This is a genomic window from Pseudomonas sp. LJDD11, from assembly GCF_024584215.1.
GTDB lineage: Bacteria > Pseudomonadota > Gammaproteobacteria > Pseudomonadales > Pseudomonadaceae > Aquipseudomonas.
On sequence record NZ_JANJFL010000007.1, the window covers coordinates 215,664 to 230,013 of the forward strand.

General features: G+C 60.4%; 15 protein-coding genes and 1 tRNA gene. 8 read left to right on the plus strand and 8 right to left on the minus strand.

Annotation, left to right across the window (positions count from 1 at the left end; translation table 11 throughout):
* The first annotated feature begins 116 nt into the window (after positions 1 to 116).
* Positions 117 to 1,574 (plus strand): class I adenylate-forming enzyme family protein, encoded by a 1,458-nt coding sequence (locus NRB16_RS11485; protein WP_257106187.1) that lies wholly within the window; start codon positions 117 to 119, stop codon positions 1,572 to 1,574.
* A 73-nt stretch (positions 1,575 to 1,647) separates the two neighbouring features.
* On the opposite strand, the gene NRB16_RS11490 is transcribed toward NRB16_RS11485, so the two are convergent.
* From NRB16_RS11490 to rutA, 7 genes are read right to left on the minus strand one after another with little or no spacing between them, the layout of a single operon-like run.
* Positions 1,648 to 2,409, minus strand: a complete 762-nt coding sequence (locus NRB16_RS11490) for an SDR family NAD(P)-dependent oxidoreductase (RefSeq protein ID WP_257106188.1) — start codon at positions 2,407 to 2,409, stop codon at positions 1,648 to 1,650.
* A 23-nt stretch (positions 2,410 to 2,432) separates the two neighbouring features.
* The gene (rutF, locus tag NRB16_RS11495) at positions 2,433 to 2,969 is read right to left on the minus strand and encodes an NADH-dependent FMN reductase RutF (RefSeq protein ID WP_173426678.1); all 537 of its coding nucleotides are present in this window, start codon (positions 2,967 to 2,969) and stop codon (positions 2,433 to 2,435) included.
* A gap of 26 nt (positions 2,970 to 2,995) precedes the next feature.
* On the minus strand, positions 2,996 to 3,586 hold the full coding sequence (locus NRB16_RS11500; RefSeq protein ID WP_045481897.1) for a malonic semialdehyde reductase: 591 nt from the start codon (positions 3,584 to 3,586) through the stop codon (positions 2,996 to 2,998).
* Entirely contained in the window at positions 3,583 to 4,383 is an 801-nt protein-coding gene (rutD, locus tag NRB16_RS11505; RefSeq protein ID WP_045481900.1) for a pyrimidine utilization protein D, read from the minus strand. The genes NRB16_RS11500 and rutD overlap by 4 nt, the downstream gene beginning before the upstream one ends.
* The gene (gene rutC, locus NRB16_RS11510; RefSeq protein ID WP_045481903.1) at positions 4,380 to 4,787 is read right to left on the minus strand and encodes a pyrimidine utilization protein C; all 408 of its coding nucleotides are present in this window, start codon (positions 4,785 to 4,787) and stop codon (positions 4,380 to 4,382) included. The genes rutD and rutC overlap by 4 nt, the downstream gene beginning before the upstream one ends.
* A 44-nt stretch (positions 4,788 to 4,831) precedes the next feature.
* Positions 4,832 to 5,581 carry a pyrimidine utilization protein B gene (rutB, locus tag NRB16_RS11515; RefSeq protein ID WP_084709820.1) on the minus strand — a complete coding sequence of 250 codons (750 nt, stop codon included), beginning with the start codon at positions 5,579 to 5,581 and terminating at the stop codon, positions 4,832 to 4,834.
* Positions 5,578 to 6,702, minus strand: coding sequence for a pyrimidine utilization protein A (gene rutA / locus NRB16_RS11520; protein ID WP_045481906.1), 1,125 nt, complete (start codon positions 6,700 to 6,702; stop codon positions 5,578 to 5,580). Before rutA ends, rutB begins: the two co-directional genes overlap by 4 nt.
* 455 nt (positions 6,703 to 7,157) lie before the next feature.
* Here rutA and rutR point away from each other — a divergent pair, with 455 nt between their 5' ends.
* The 7 genes from rutR to NRB16_RS11555 all read left to right on the plus strand — a co-directional run bounded on the left by rutR (position 7,158) and on the right by NRB16_RS11555 (position 13,749).
* A complete protein-coding gene (gene rutR / locus NRB16_RS11525) occupies positions 7,158 to 7,802 on the plus strand; it encodes an HTH-type transcriptional regulator RutR (protein WP_084710191.1) in 645 nt (214 codons plus the stop codon).
* Between the two features lie 344 nt (positions 7,803 to 8,146).
* Positions 8,147 to 9,241: a BMP family ABC transporter substrate-binding protein gene (locus NRB16_RS11530; RefSeq protein WP_045481909.1), complete on the plus strand. Its 1,095-nt coding sequence runs from the start codon at positions 8,147 to 8,149 to the stop codon at positions 9,239 to 9,241.
* The gene (locus tag NRB16_RS11535; protein WP_045481912.1) at positions 9,238 to 10,752 is read left to right on the plus strand and encodes an ABC transporter ATP-binding protein; all 1,515 of its coding nucleotides are present in this window, start codon (positions 9,238 to 9,240) and stop codon (positions 10,750 to 10,752) included. Before NRB16_RS11530 ends, NRB16_RS11535 begins: the two co-directional genes overlap by 4 nt.
* Complete coding sequence (locus NRB16_RS11540; RefSeq protein WP_257106189.1) at positions 10,745 to 11,860, plus strand: ABC transporter permease; 1,116 nt, start codon at positions 10,745 to 10,747, stop codon at positions 11,858 to 11,860. The genes NRB16_RS11535 and NRB16_RS11540 overlap by 8 nt, the downstream gene beginning before the upstream one ends.
* Positions 11,860 to 12,786 (plus strand): ABC transporter permease, encoded by a 927-nt coding sequence (locus NRB16_RS11545; protein WP_253140710.1) that lies wholly within the window; start codon positions 11,860 to 11,862, stop codon positions 12,784 to 12,786. Before NRB16_RS11540 ends, NRB16_RS11545 begins: the two co-directional genes overlap by 1 nt.
* A gap of 6 nt (positions 12,787 to 12,792) precedes the next feature.
* Positions 12,793 to 12,951 carry a hypothetical protein gene (locus NRB16_RS11550; protein ID WP_253115103.1) on the plus strand — a complete coding sequence of 53 codons (159 nt, stop codon included), beginning with the start codon at positions 12,793 to 12,795 and terminating at the stop codon, positions 12,949 to 12,951.
* Between the two features lie 24 nt (positions 12,952 to 12,975).
* Positions 12,976 to 13,749 carry an outer membrane protein OmpK gene (locus NRB16_RS11555; protein WP_253140709.1) on the plus strand — a complete coding sequence of 258 codons (774 nt, stop codon included), beginning with the start codon at positions 12,976 to 12,978 and terminating at the stop codon, positions 13,747 to 13,749.
* 335 nt (positions 13,750 to 14,084) lie between these two features.
* Here the strand turns inward: NRB16_RS11555 and NRB16_RS11560 are convergent.
* Positions 14,085 to 14,160 (minus strand) — tRNA-Gly (locus tag NRB16_RS11560).
* Positions 14,161 to 14,350: the final 190 nt, after the last annotated feature.

Genomic DNA, 14,350 nt, shown 5'->3' on the forward strand with positions numbered 1-14,350 from the left:
TGCAATGCCACCACACCTCGACGCTGCACACCGACCCAACTTGTGGCCGACGAACCAACTGATCCGGCGCCAATACCCGACGCTGTCTTTCAGCTGATCCTCAAGGAGACCCACGAGTGCTTCAGCAGCAGTTCTTGAACGTGGCGACCCGCCACCCAGACCACCCGGCAGTTGTCGATCGCCACGGCAACATCCGTACCTATGCTGATCTGCTTCAGGACATAGAAGCCTTGCGCGCGCGCCTGCACGCGGTCGGCTTGCGTAACGGCGATGTGGTGGTCACGCAGCTGGGCAACAGCACCGGCTATGTCGCGCTACTGTTCGCCATGGCCAGCCTGGAGCTGGTGCACTGCCCGATAAGCCTGACCTGCAGCACGGCGTACCGGGCCAAACGCCTGAAACAGGTGCATGCCGCCGTGCTGGTCACAGAATACGGCACCATGCCCGCAGGCACCCAGGTTCCCAGTTTCGCCCTGCGCAGCCAGCCACCTGCCACCCTGCAAGCGCCTGCCCACCAGCAACAGACCGGCTTGATGCGCATGCAGGAGACCACTGGCGACCCTGGCGCACTCCGGCTCGCGCTATGGCGCCAGGAGCATCTGCATCGGGAGATCCTGCACTGGGTCGAATCCGCAGGGCTCGACGCCAGCGCACGCTATCTGAACATCCATAGCCTTGATAGCCGCCATGCCACGGACCTGCATGTGTTCCCGGCGCTTTTGACCGGCGCGACATTATATTTAGGCGAGGCCGCGAACGTCGAAGAGACCCTGCGCACTCTCGACCAACAGCGCATCACCGTGATGAGTGCATTGCCGTCACAGTATCTGGCCCTGACACAGTTCGCCGAACAGACTGGTATTCGCTTGCCAGCACTGGCCATGCCATTGTGCGAAGACCCTTATCTGGATGAGCAGATCCTGCTGCAAGCCGAGCGCTGCCTGGGCATTCATATCAAGCGGATTTACGGCTGCGCTGAATTCGGCATGATCCTCGCCGACTTCAGCCCCGGTCTGCAGCTCGAAAGTGGCATGCAGCCGCTGGGCAACGTTGAAGTGACACTGACCGCCATCGACCCAGGGTACCCCGACATCGGCGAGATCAGCGCCCGCTGCGCCCATCATGGATCAGGCTACTACCCGCTTGCGAGCGATGCGAGAGAGGATGATGTTCACGCCTGTGGCGACATCGCCCGTCGACTTGCTGACGGCAGCCTGATCTTGATGGGCCGGGCCACTGATGCCCTGCTCAGCACACAAGGCATTCAATTCACGCCCGCCATCGAGCGACATATTGCGCAGACACTGATGCCGGAGTGCGTCGTGGTCATGGTGGACGAGCACGACCGTCGCCGCGCCTGTGTCGCTGTCCAGGCCAGTGCCACTGCGGCTGACCAGCAGCAGACGGCACTGCGCGGCCTGCTCGACCGGCTGGGCATCAGCGCAACCATCACGGTGCTCGACAAAATGCCGCTGACAACCTCCGGCAAGCCGGATCGTGCACGCCTGCGCCGGCAACTCGGCGCTCAAAGTACGGGTAATGACAGAATTCCGCTTTTGAAATCACTGACTTGAAACTGTGCCCGTCACTGACTTCAGATAGACCTCCCCCCCCGTCACAGGCCAGCCAAGACGCTTTTCCCATCCATTAATTGTCGCGATCGATGGCATAGGCCGCCCAAGCCTGGCGTGTCGGAACCACTTCGAGACGATTGATATTGATATGCGACGGCAGGCTGCACACATAAAAAATCTGCTCGGCAATGTCCTCAGCAGTCAATGGCGTAGTACTGCCATACAGCGCATCGCTGGCAGCCTGATTGCCGTTGGTTCGCACCAGGGTAAACTCGGTTTCGGCAATCCCTGGCGCAATGTCGGTGACCCGCACACCAGTGGCGATCAGGTCGCAGCGCAGGTTATAGCTGAACTGTTTGACGAACGCCTTACTGGCACCATACACATGCCCGCCCGGGTAAGGCCATTCGCCCGCCACCGAGCCGATATTGATGATGCTCGCGCCCTGGCCGGTTTCCAGCAGTTTGGGCAGCACGGCATGGGTGACATTGACCAGCCCGGTGATGTTGGTGTCGATCATGGTGTGCCAATCTTGCAGCGCCACCGTCTGCGCGGGCTGCGGCGCCAGTGCCAGACCTGCGTTGTTGACCAGTGCGTCGATGCGCGCAAAAGCGGGCGGTAACTGCGCGACGGCATGCGCTACAGCCTCGGCGTCGCTCACATCGAGTTGCGCGATATGCACCGGCACGCTTGCGCCCAGTTCGTCCTGCAGCGCCAGCAGCCGCTCAACGCGTCGCCCGGTCAGGATCAGCGACCACCCGGCAGCGGCGAAACGCCGCGCAGTCGCGCGACCGAAGCCGGACGTAGCGCCGGTAATAAAAACGACTTTGCTCATGACATTCTCAGTCTGGTTAAGGGTCAGCAACTGGCTTGCAGTTCGTGATACTGCCGATTGAAATAGATCAGGCTGTGCGCCTGCGCGGTGCTGTGGATCGCCAGCACTTCACAGATGAGCACATCGTGGGTGCCGACCGCGGTGATCTGCTGCAGCCGGCAATCGAAAGAGACACTGGCCTGTTGCATCACCGGCGAGCCAGAAACGCCGCTCTGCCATGTCGCTGCCGCGAAACGCTCCTCCATCGAGGTCTTGCCACCGAACAGGTTGGAAATATCCTGCTGCCCGGCGCCCAACACGTTCACGCACAGCACCGCGTTGCGTTTGAAGGTTTCGTACACTGAGGCGCTGCGGTTGAGGCACACCAGCAGGCTCGGCGGCTCATCGCTGACGCTGCACACCGCAGATGCGGTAAAGCCGGCCCGGCCGCCAGGACCATCGGTGGTGATGATGTTAACGGCAGCACCGAGGCGCGCCATGGCGCTGCGGAACTCGGCTTTACCGGGCGCCGAGTGCTCAATGGCGTGCGACGCACTGAAGGTTGCAAGGCTGCTAGACATGATGGGTTACCAGATTGAAGTTGATTTCAGAGCAACTGACAGGCGTCGTCGAAGGCCAGCCGTGGCAGGCGGTCGTACAGTTTTTCCGGGTTGCCGTGGCCGAGGTTGACGATGAAGTTGGCCGTCCAGGTGCTACCGGCAAAGAACTCGGCATCGACCTTTTGGGCATCGAAGCCTGACAAAGCGCCAACATCCAGCCCCAACGAGCGAGCCGCCATGATCAAGTAGGCCCCCTGCAGCGAGCCGTTACGAAATGCGGTCTCATGCGCGGCTTCAGGGCTGTGGGTAAACCAGCTCTTGGCGTCGGCGTGCGCAAACAGTGTCGGCAGGTGCTCGTAGAAGGCACGGTCCCAGGCAACGATCACGCTGACCGGAGCGGTCATGGTTTTCTCCAGATTGCCCTTGGACAAAGCAGGTGCCAGACGCTCCTTGGCGGCCGCGCTACGCAGAAACACGAAGCGACCGGGCGAACAGTTGGCCGAAGTGGGCGCCATTTTCAGCAGGTCATAGAGTTGACGCAGGACATCGTCATCAATGCGCTGATCGCTCCAGCCATTGTGGGTACGGGCTGCGCTGAACAGGGTAGCCAGCGCGGCATCATTCAAAGCTTGGCTCATGTACGCTCCCCGGATTGGGCCTCAAGAAACGCCAACAACTGTTCGTTGAACACGCTGGCGGCAGTGATGTTGTGGGCGTGCGCGCCCTGCTCGACGATATGCAGGCGTGCATTGGGCAAGCCTTGGGCAAGCTGTTGCGAACAGGTCCAGGGCACCAGTACATCGTCTCTGGCCGCCGACACCAGCGTGGCAACGTTGATCCCGGCCAACCGCTCACTGATATCGAACCGGCGAAGCGCCGCAATGCGCGCCTTCATGGTGGCGACCTCAGGAAAGCCGGCAAAGGCATGCTCCACTTCGGCTTGCACTGTCTCGGCGTTGGCCGCACACCAACTGGCCGGGTACAGGAAGATCGGCTGCGCCTCGACGTAAGCGCGCGGGCCAACCGCATCCAGCAACGCCAGACGCGCCTCGAAGCAGCGCGCCGAATGCGGGTTGGGCGCCGCCCAGGCATTGATCAGGGTCAGGCTGCGCAGCCGCTCAGGGAAATCCAGCGCCAGTTGCAGCCCGGCCAGCCCGCCCAGTGCATGGCCGATCAAGTGGCATTCGCCGGTCTGCGTGATGTCAAGCAGGTCGCGAATGTCCAGGGCCATATCGGCAATACGGTAATCCTGCGCCAACGTCTGACGACTGCGCCCGGTGCCGCGCTGGTCGTAGGCGATGACCTTATAGCCGGCGGCTACCAGCCGTGGAACCAGCGCCGACCAGTAGCCCGCCGCGCCGCCCAGCCCGGATGACAGCAGCACCGCAGGCCCATCGGCAGGTCCGTGCACATCAAAGTGCAGGGCCGTACTCACTGGGCGTTACCTGCAGGCGCTTTGCCAATATGAGCGATGCTGGCGATCTCGATCAGGGCATCGGCTTTGACCAGGCCGGTCTGCACGCAATAGCGCGCCGGTTTTTCACCGGGAAAGAATTCGGCATACACGCTGTTGATAGCCGCATAGTCTTCCCAGTTTTTCAGGAAAACGTGGTTGAACGTGATGTCATCCATGGTGCCGCCCGCTGTTTCGACAACACCCTTGATGATGTTCAGGACATGCCGGGTCTGCGCCGCAGCATCACCGACGTGCACCACGTTGTTCTCGCTGTCGAATGGCAGGGTGCCCGATACATAAAGAATGCCGTCGGCCAGTGTGCCGGGGACGAAAGGGGCGAGCGGTTTGCCGGTGCCTGGCGGAGTGATGACTTGTTTGGGCATGGGAGTAACCTCATAAGTTAAAAACGAGAAGAGCGACCTGACGATCAGTGCGCCGCGATGCTGGTGATGAAGTCATCTACGGTGGAAACCCAGCCGAAGAAGCTTTCGATGTTGTAAACCGTGCTGGCCTGTATGGGCGCGCCGCCCAGCTCATGGGTGGCGTCGTGGAGCATTACGCCGAAGTACTCAAGGTGAAAGGCATCGCGCAGGGTGCTTTCAACGCAGACATTGGTAGCGATCCCGGTGAAGACCAGATTGCGGATGCCCCGGGCACGCAAGGTGCTGTCCAGGCTGCTGTTGAAGAAACCGCTGTAGCGCGGCTTTGGCACCACGATGTCGCCCGGTTGCGGCGCGAGCGCGTCGACGATCTGATAGTCCCAACCGCCCTTGGCGAGAAAGCGCCCCTGCAGGTGCGGATTTTTACGCATGGTTTTCAGGGCGTTGGACTTGTACCAGTTCGGCGAACCGGGGCCGCCGGCCTCCACGTAGTCGCTGTCCCAACCGTTCTGCAGATAGATCACGCAGATCCCGGCCGCCCGCGCCGCAGCGATGGCCTCGCCGGTCTTGGCAATGACGCTTTGGGCACCGGAAATATCGAAGCCGGCCGAGTCAACATAACCACCGACACTGGCGTAGGCGTTTTGCATGTCAACCACGATCAACGCCGTATTGGTTTGATGCAGGTACAGAGGCTCCGGGCGCGCCGGCAGCACGATCGGCGCACCGGCGCCCGGCACCTCGGCGATACCCGCCGGGATGGTCGACGTGATGGTCAGGTTCTTGGCAGTGCTCATGATGCAACCCCGACAGCTGCGGGTTGGGAGTCGGCCTGGCTGGGCACCGGCGTGGCCACCTCGATACGGCTTTTCATCAGCGGCTGGATGCGCTGCCCAAAGGCTTCAACGCCTGCGATAAAGTCGTCGAAGGTCAGCAACACGCCTTCGGTGCCCTCCACTTCGGCCACTTCGTCGAGCATGCGCGCAACGTTGGCGTAAGAGCCCACCAGGGTGCCCATATTGATATTGACGGCATTGGTCCGATCGGCCATTTGACGCACATTGGTGTCAGCTCCGGAGGTTTTGTCGACCGCACCTTGCGCGCCCAACCAGGCGACCGCCTCTTCATCGACGCCAGCCTTGTAGTGCTCCCACTTGGCGCGGGCGGCCTCGTCGGTCTCATCGGCGATGACCATCATCAGCACGAAGGTAGTGACGTCACGACCGGTTTCACGGCTCGCCTCAATCAGCTTCTGCGCGGCGGGGGCAAAGGCCTTGGGCGTGTTGATGCCCTTGCCGAAACAGAAGTTGTGGTCGGCATGCTGCGCCGAAAAGGCCATGCCAGCGTCGCTTTGCCCGGCACAGATCACTTTCATGTTGGCCTGCGGCTGGGGGCTGACGCGGCAGTCGTCCATCTGGAAGTGCGCGCCCTTGAAATCGGATTTACCGGTACCCCACAGGTCACGCAGTACCTGGATATATTCAGAGAGGTATTCGTAGCGATTGGAAAAAAACTCATCCCCAGGCCACATGCCCATCTGCGAGTACTCGGGGCGCTGCCAGCCGGTGACCAGGTTAACGCCGAAGCGGCCGTTGGAAATCGAGTCGATGGTCGCCGCCATGCGCGCGATGATCGCCGGCGGCATGACCAGCGAAGGGGCGGTGGCGAAAAGTTGGATACGGCTGGTGACCGCCGCCAGGCCCGCCATCAGGGTGAACGACTCCAGGTTGTGATCCCAGAACTCGGTTTTGCCACCGAAACCGCGCAGCTTGATCATCGACAAGGCGAAGTCGAAACCATAGTGCTCGGCCGCCAACGTGATCTGTTTGTTCAGCTCGAACGTTGGTTTGTACTGAGGAGCGTTTTCGGAAATCAGCCAGCCGTTGTTGCCGATCGGGATAAAGATACCCACCTTCATAAGCTTCTCCACTCGCCGTGCACATCCCCATTGGATGCGGGTCGAAAGAAGCTTTGCATGCGTCATGCCATTTATTTTTTGTTGTTTTTTATCAATTAGTTAGATAAAAAAAATGATTCATTAGCAGACCAAATGGTCTGTTTTGAACCGTTTGAATTTTAAAAGCTGCCCGATATTGATGCGCAGCGAGCCAGCATGGGGCACCGAAGGCTTGGCACCTGACATCCGTCAATAACCCAGGCATTAGCGCCACAGGCTGGCGATGCCAGATCTGCCCTCACGAGCAAGCCTGATACAATCGCCGCTCGATTCGCTGGGTGGTTGAGATCGTGAAAAGCAAATCCGTCGAAAACGTGGCTGCCGCTGGCAAGACACTGAAAAAGGCTGCCGCCAAAAAGGTCACCGGCAAAACCAAAAAGCCTGCTGCCGGGGTAAAGACCACCGTGGCGCGCAGCATGAGTGCGAAATCGGAACAGCGCCGCCAGGCGCAGATAAAGAACAAGCGCGAGTCGATCATTCACGCAGCGCTGGAGCTGTTTTCCCGGTTCGGCATGCACGGCACCAGCCTTGACCAGGTCGCCGCGGCAGCGGACGTGTCCAAGACCAATTTGCTCTACTACTTTTCCAGCAAGGAAGAGCTGTACACCAATGTGCTGCAGCATCTGCTGGAGATCTGGTTGTTGCCGCTCAAGGGCTTCGATGTCCAACAGCAGCCGATGGACGCCATCGGGGACTACATCCGCGCCAAGCTTGAGCTGTCTCGCGACCACCCCGCCGAGTCGAAACTGTTCTGCATGGAGATCATGCAAGGCGCCCCGCTGATAAAGGCGCAGCTCGAACAACAGCTACGGCAGATGGTCGAGAACAAGGCCGCAGTGATTCAGAGCTGGATCGAAGCAGGCAAACTGGCACCGCTGGACCCTTATCACCTGATCTTCTCGATCTGGAGCACGACTCAGCACTACGCCGACTTCAGCACTCAGATACAAGCCATTACGGGCAAAACACTGGCGGACCCGGTGTTCTTTGAAGAGGTTTTGCATAACCTGCAGAACTTGCTCTGCCACGGCATTCGCCCCCGCCCTGACACTGAGCGCTGATCCAAACAACTGGAGCAGCCCGAAAGACTGCTCCTTAAGCCTCAGCACTTCGCCGCTTCACCGCCCGCCCCCGCCTCAACGCCTTATTACGTCCCTGCGGCTCACGCCCGGCGGTCCTGCCTGACGATTGTGTCGCCCGCTTCTCGTGCGCCACGCACAAACTAAGTGCTCTAAATCAGACCATATGATCCGTTTTCATCGCATTCGATTTGTAACCTACTGTTAATAAAAGACTTATTTTTAATGGCACGGAAGCTGCTGTTGGCCATACCGCGCTGAGCCAGAGGGCCCGCCGGCTCAGCCTTGTGCTGTTAATCATTCGCCTATCAGCAGGAAAACGACTTATGTTCAGGAATGTTTTGCAGAGTACTGTGTGTGCGGCCGTTCTGTTTGCCAGCGCCATCGGGCTGGCACAGGCCGAGGGGCTAACGCTCAAGGCACCGGCGAAGATCGCCATGGTGTATATCAGCCCGCGTAACGACGGCGGCTGGACGCAAGCCTTCGATGAGGCCCGGCAAAAACTGGAAAAAGAACTCGACCAGAAGATTCAGTTCGTCGAGAGCGTGCCTGAAAATGCTGCGGCCATCACTCCGGTCGTTGACCGGCTGATCGCCCGGGGCGCCAACATCATTGTCGGCACAGCCTTCGGCTACTCCGATACCTTTCTGGAACTGGCCCGCAAATACCCTGACGTCGCCTTCCTCAATGGCTCAGGCACGACCAACGCAGCCAACCTTGAATCGTTCTATGGGCGCACCTATGAAAGCCAATACCTGTGCGGTATGGCTGCCGCAGCAGCGTCCAAGTCCGGCAAGCTGGGCTTTGTCGCCGCCAACCCCTTCGGCCAGGTGAACTGGACGGTCAACGCCTTCGAGTTGGGTGCCCAGCAGATCAACCCGCAAGCTACCGTCAATGTGGTCTATACCGGCGCCTGGAATGACCCGGTCAAGGAGCGCGCCGCGACCATGGCGCTGATCGACAACGGTGCAGACGTCATCGGGCAACACGTCGACAGCCCGACGCCGCAGTTGGTCGCCCAAGAGCGTGGTGTGCACGGCACCGGCTATCACCGTGACCTCAGTGAGTTTGCGCCAAAAGCAACTGTCTGCTCGTCGATGTGGGTCTGGGAGCGCTTCCTGGCGCCGGAACTGAAAAAAGTCATGGCCGGTAACTGGCAGCCCTCGGCCAACGGTGCACTGCTGTCGATGCAGCAAGGTGGCACTGATATCAGTCTGACCGACGCCCCGATCATTTCTGCTACTGATCGGGCGAAGATCGAGGCCGCCCGCGCCGAGTTGCTCGCCGGGACCAAAGTCCTCTACAGCGGCCCGCTGAGTGATCGTGACGGCAAAGAGCGCATCGCCGCCGGCAAAGTCATGCCTGACGCCGAGCTGTGGAAAATGGACTGGTTCGTCAACGGCGTGAAGACTCAGCAATGAGACAGGTCAACGCGCTACAACTGACCGGCATCAACAAGTCTTTCGACGGTTTCCAGGCCTTGAGTGACGCGCACTTCAGCGCCGCATGGGGCGAGGTCCACGCATTGCTGGGGGAGAATGGCGCTGGCAAATCATCATTGATGAACATTGCCGCCGGCCTGTATGCGCCGGAAACCGGCAGCCTGCTGGTGGATGACAACCTGGTGCGGCTCAGCGGTCCAAAGGATGCCAGCCGCTACCGGATCGGCATGGTCCATCAGCACTTCAAGCTGGTGAAGCCATTCACGGTGGCGCAGAACATCCTGCTCGGCCTGCCCGCCGAGCCGCAACAGGGCCACTATGGCAAGCGCCTGAAACGGCTGGAAGAGCAGATCAGCGCCAAGGCAGCCGACCTGGGCTTTGTGCTCGACCCACGCCAGCCGGTGGAACAACTGTCGGTGGCCGAACAGCAGCGCGTGGAAATTCTCAAGGTGCTGCTCGCCGGCGCGCGCATTCTGATTCTCGATGAACCCACCGCCGTGCTCACTGATGTGGAAGCCGAACGACTGCTCACGACCGTGCAAGCGTTCGCCCGACAAGGCGCCGCCGTGGTGCTGGTGACCCACAAGATGACCGATGTGAAGCGCTTTGCTGATCGGGTGACGGTGATGCGCGGCGGCAAAACCATTCAGACCCTCGATCCCCGGAGCGTCAGCATCGAAGAGCTGGTGCGCCTGACCGTGGGTGAGGCCAGCCAGGCCGGTTATCAGGCAGGTCCACCAGCCGGGCCGGTGCGGGTGCATGTGCGTGATCTGCGCAGCCCGCCCGGTAGCGGGCCGCTGGCGGGGGTGAACATGAGCCTGCGCGCCGGGCAGATCTACGGCATTGCCGGGGTGGGCGGCAACGGTCAGAGCGAGCTGGCAAATGCCCTGATGGGCCTGCCCCAGCCGACCGAAGGCGAGATTCACCTGGAGGGTTTCGGTGATCTGCGCGGTGCCAGCGCCGAGCAGCGCCGCACCCTGCGCATCGCCTGTATTCCGGCTGACCGCTACGGCGCCGCCTTGGCGGGTTCATTGAGCGTGGTCGAGAACTTTGCCATCGGTCAGGTTCATGCTGGGCGCTACGGCTCGTTCCTGCGCCTGCTCGGCAAGCGTATGCGCAGCGATGCGCAAGCAGCGGTGAGCGGGTTCGATGTGCAAGGCGTGCGCAGCCTGGACCAGGGTGCTGCCCTGCTCTCCGGCGGCAACGCGCAGAAGCTGGTGATTGCCCGCGAGTTCAGCCGCGACCCGCAACTGGTGGTGGTGCACAGCCCCAGCCGTGGCCTGGATGTGCGTGCCACCCAAGCCGTGCATGGCCGCTTGCGTGCCGCCCGTGATGCTGGCGCCGCCGTACTGGTAATAAGTGAAGACCTCGATGAAGTCCTGACGCTGGCCGACCGAATTGGCGTGATGAACGGCGGGCGCATTGTCGCCGAGTTCGCACACCCCGCCGACCGCCAGGCCATCGGTAAAGCAATGGTGAGCCATGACTGATACCACGCTGCCTCAATCCACCGCACGCCCACGTCAGCCGCTGTTCGGCCGACGCTATGCTCTGGAAACCCGCCAGCAGATGACCTGGCACCAGCAAGCGCTGGTGATCGGCCTGGCGCTGCTACTGGGTCTGACCATCTGCGCGTTGATCCTGATCAGTGCCGGTATTCCAGCGGGGGAACTGCTCAACGAGTTTGTTGTGCAGACCCTGCTCGATGCCCAGAACCTGCGTGCCGTGTTGTTCCAGGCGGCGCCGATGATCATGGTCGGCCTGGCCGGCTGCATGGCCTTTCGCGCACGGTTCTGGAACCTTGGCCTGGAAGGCCAGATGATCTGGGGCGCGATTGGCGCCACGGCGATTTCACTGTTCGACATCGGCCCGCAGGTCCTGCGTCTGCCGCTGATGATGCTCGCAGCCATGCTGTGCGCGATGCTCTGGACCCTGGGCCCGGTGCTGCTGAAGCTGCACCTGAAGGTCAATGAGATCATCTCGACACTGATGCTCAACTACATCGCGGCCAACTTCCTGCTGCATCTGGTGTACGGCAGTTGGAAAGACCCGCGTGACAACTTTCCCTACTCACCGCCCCTGCAGAGTTTCGAGCGCCTCCCCGACTTTATCGCCGGCTATAACGTGGCCATTCTCATGGCACTGGTCATCACCGCCTTCACCCTGTGGTTCATCGGCATCTCCCGCGCCGGTCTGTACCTGCGCTTCGTCGATGCCAATCCGCGGGTGGCCGCAGCGGTTGGTGTACCGGTGCGCAAGATGATCATCGCCACCGTGCTGCTGTCTGGCGCCCTGGCCGGCATCGCCGGATGGGTGGTCACGGCAGGCCAGGAAGGTCGGCTGACCCAGTCGTTCTATCAGGGCTACGGCTTCTCGGGTGTGCTAATCGCCTTTCTGGCACGTAACAACCCCGTGGCGGCAACCGTGGTGGCGCTGTTGATTGCCCTGCTGTTCGTCGCCGGGCGCAACTTGCAGGTGTTCTACCAGATCCCCTTTTCGATGGTGCAGTTGATTCAGGCGATTCTGGTGATCTGCGTGGCGTGCTCGGACTTTTTCATTCGCCATCGCTTGCGGCGTATTCAGGCTGGAGACTGCTGATGGAACTGTTGACTCACTGGCTCGGCAACGCGCCGGATTTCGCGGTGCCTTTCGCCCTGGCGGCGCTGGGTTTGATCCTCACCGAACGCGCCGGCGTACTGGCATTAGGCGCCGAAGGGTTAATGCTGGTCGGCGCCCTGGCCGGAATCGGCATGCAACTGGGCCTGGGCCTGGCCGGCCTGTCACTGCTGGTCGCGATGCTGGCCGCCAGTGTCGTCTCGTTACTGTTCGCCGTAATGGTGCTGGTGCTGCGGATCAATCAGGTCATCGCCGGGCTGGCGCTGGTGTTCTTCTGCCAAGGCCTGACCGGGCTGACAGGCACCGTACTGGGCTGGACCAACCGACCGGTCAGCGGCCTGCACAGCATTGAACTGTGGCCACTTTCCGAGTTGCCGGTGATGGGCAAGGTCTTCGTGCAAAACCCGCTGGTGTATCTGACTGTGCTGATTTTCATCGCCGTGGTGTGGTTTCTGCAGCGTACTCAGACCGGCCTGCGTCTGCGCGCTGTTGGCGAAAACCCACAGGCTGCCGATGCAGCCGGCATTCCAGTGCTGACCTATCGGCTGGCGGCGATTGTCGCGGGGGCGGCACTGATCGGCCTGGCCGGTGCTTATATCGCGGTGTTGAGCACCAAGATGTGGATTGCCGACATGACCGGCGGGCGTGGCTGGATTGCCGTGTCACTGGTGATCTTTGCGCGCTGGTCGCCTTGGCGTGCCCTGGCCGGCGCGTTGCTGTTCGGTGCCATCGAAGCCCTGATTCCACAACTGGCCGCTGCCGGCGTGCAGTTGCCGCAGTACTTTCTGCTGATGACCCCTTATGCAGTCACCCTGCTGGTGATGATCTGGGTCGCCATCAGCAGCGGTGAACAGGCCAGCCAGCCTGGCGCACTGGGCGAGCCCTATATACGCGAACAACGACGCTGAGGCGTCATGCCTTGGTACTTATTAACGTTTAAAAATTTCACTGCAGCCCATAACAAAAAACTTGCATACACGGTCACGACCGTCGGCGCACTGCGCGCCGCGGTGCGTGCCGCGATGATTGCATTGGAACTGCCGCGCGACACACACAACAACTTAGAACCCTGATCCCGAAGTTCCGGAGCACACTTAATGAACTACAGCGCTACTTCCCTGATGTTGGCAGGCGGTCTCCTTGTGGCCGGTCAAAGCATGGCCGGTGATCTTTTACAGTGGCAGGACAATAGCCTGACTTATCTGAACGGTATCGATTTCAAAGTCGACCCGACCAAGCAGCAGACCCTGACCTTTGAGCATGCCAGCGGTTGGAGTTTCGGCGACCTGTTCCTGTTTGTCGACGTCACCAAGTACAACGGCAAAGCCACTAACGCGGCCAGTGACGGTCACACCTTTTACGGTGAAATCAGCCCGCGCCTGTCGCTGGGCAAGATCACCGGAACCCACCTGTCGTTCGGGCCGATCAAGGATGTGCTGCTGGCGGCCACCTATGAGTTTGGCGAAGATGGCGCTAAAAACTATTTGCTCGGCCCTGCGGTGGACCTGAACATTCCCGGCTTCGATTACTTCCAGTTAAACACCTACTACCGCGAACGCGACGGCAAGCGTGACGGCAGCGGCGTCTGGCAGATCACGCCGGTGTGGAGCTATACCGTCCCGGTGGGTAACTCCGAGCTGGTCCTCGACGGTTTCATGGACTGGGTGGTCGACAACGACAAGAGCTACCACGCCAACCTGCACTTCAACCCGCAGGTCAAATACGACTTGGCCAAGGGACTCGGGTTCGGCAAGAAGTTCTATGTGGGTGTCGAATACGACTACTGGAGCGACAAGTACGGAATCAAAGACAGCCAGGTGTTTGCGACTGACCAGAGCGCGATCAGCTTGCTGCTAAAGGCGCACTTCTAACGAGTCGGTAAATCAAGATCAATCACACCATGCTGCATAAACCACACCGCGTCACAATCCTGCACATAGACGCGAGAGATAGGCGCGTACCTGACCCACGCGCAGGTCAAGAATGTTTCCTACAGCCCGCTGGGCGCCGGCCTGGGCTGGCTGTGGGATTGGTGCCCACCGGATCTGAGCGTGCTGCCATTGGCCGCCATACTCAAGACCTGGACCTGGGGTAATTTGAATAAAAAAGAGGGTTCGTCAGAAGTCGCGATTATTTTTTGCAAAAAAAAGCCTCGATTCAATCGAGGCTTTTATGCATTGAAGCTCAAGGCTTCGGATGCCAAAACTGGAGCGGGAAACGAGACTCGAACTCGCGACCCCGACCTTGGCAAGGTCGTGCTCTACCAACTGAGCTATTCCCGCATATTGGAAATCGTCAGCAACAACGATTTACCGAACACTCATGAGCCAAAACCGACTCATAAAAAAGCCTCGACTGCCGCGAGGCTTCTCGCATTGAAGTCACAAGACTTCGAACGCCAAAACTGGAGCGGGAAACGAGACTCGAACTCGCGACCCCGACCTTGGCAAGGTCGTGCTCTACCAACTGAGC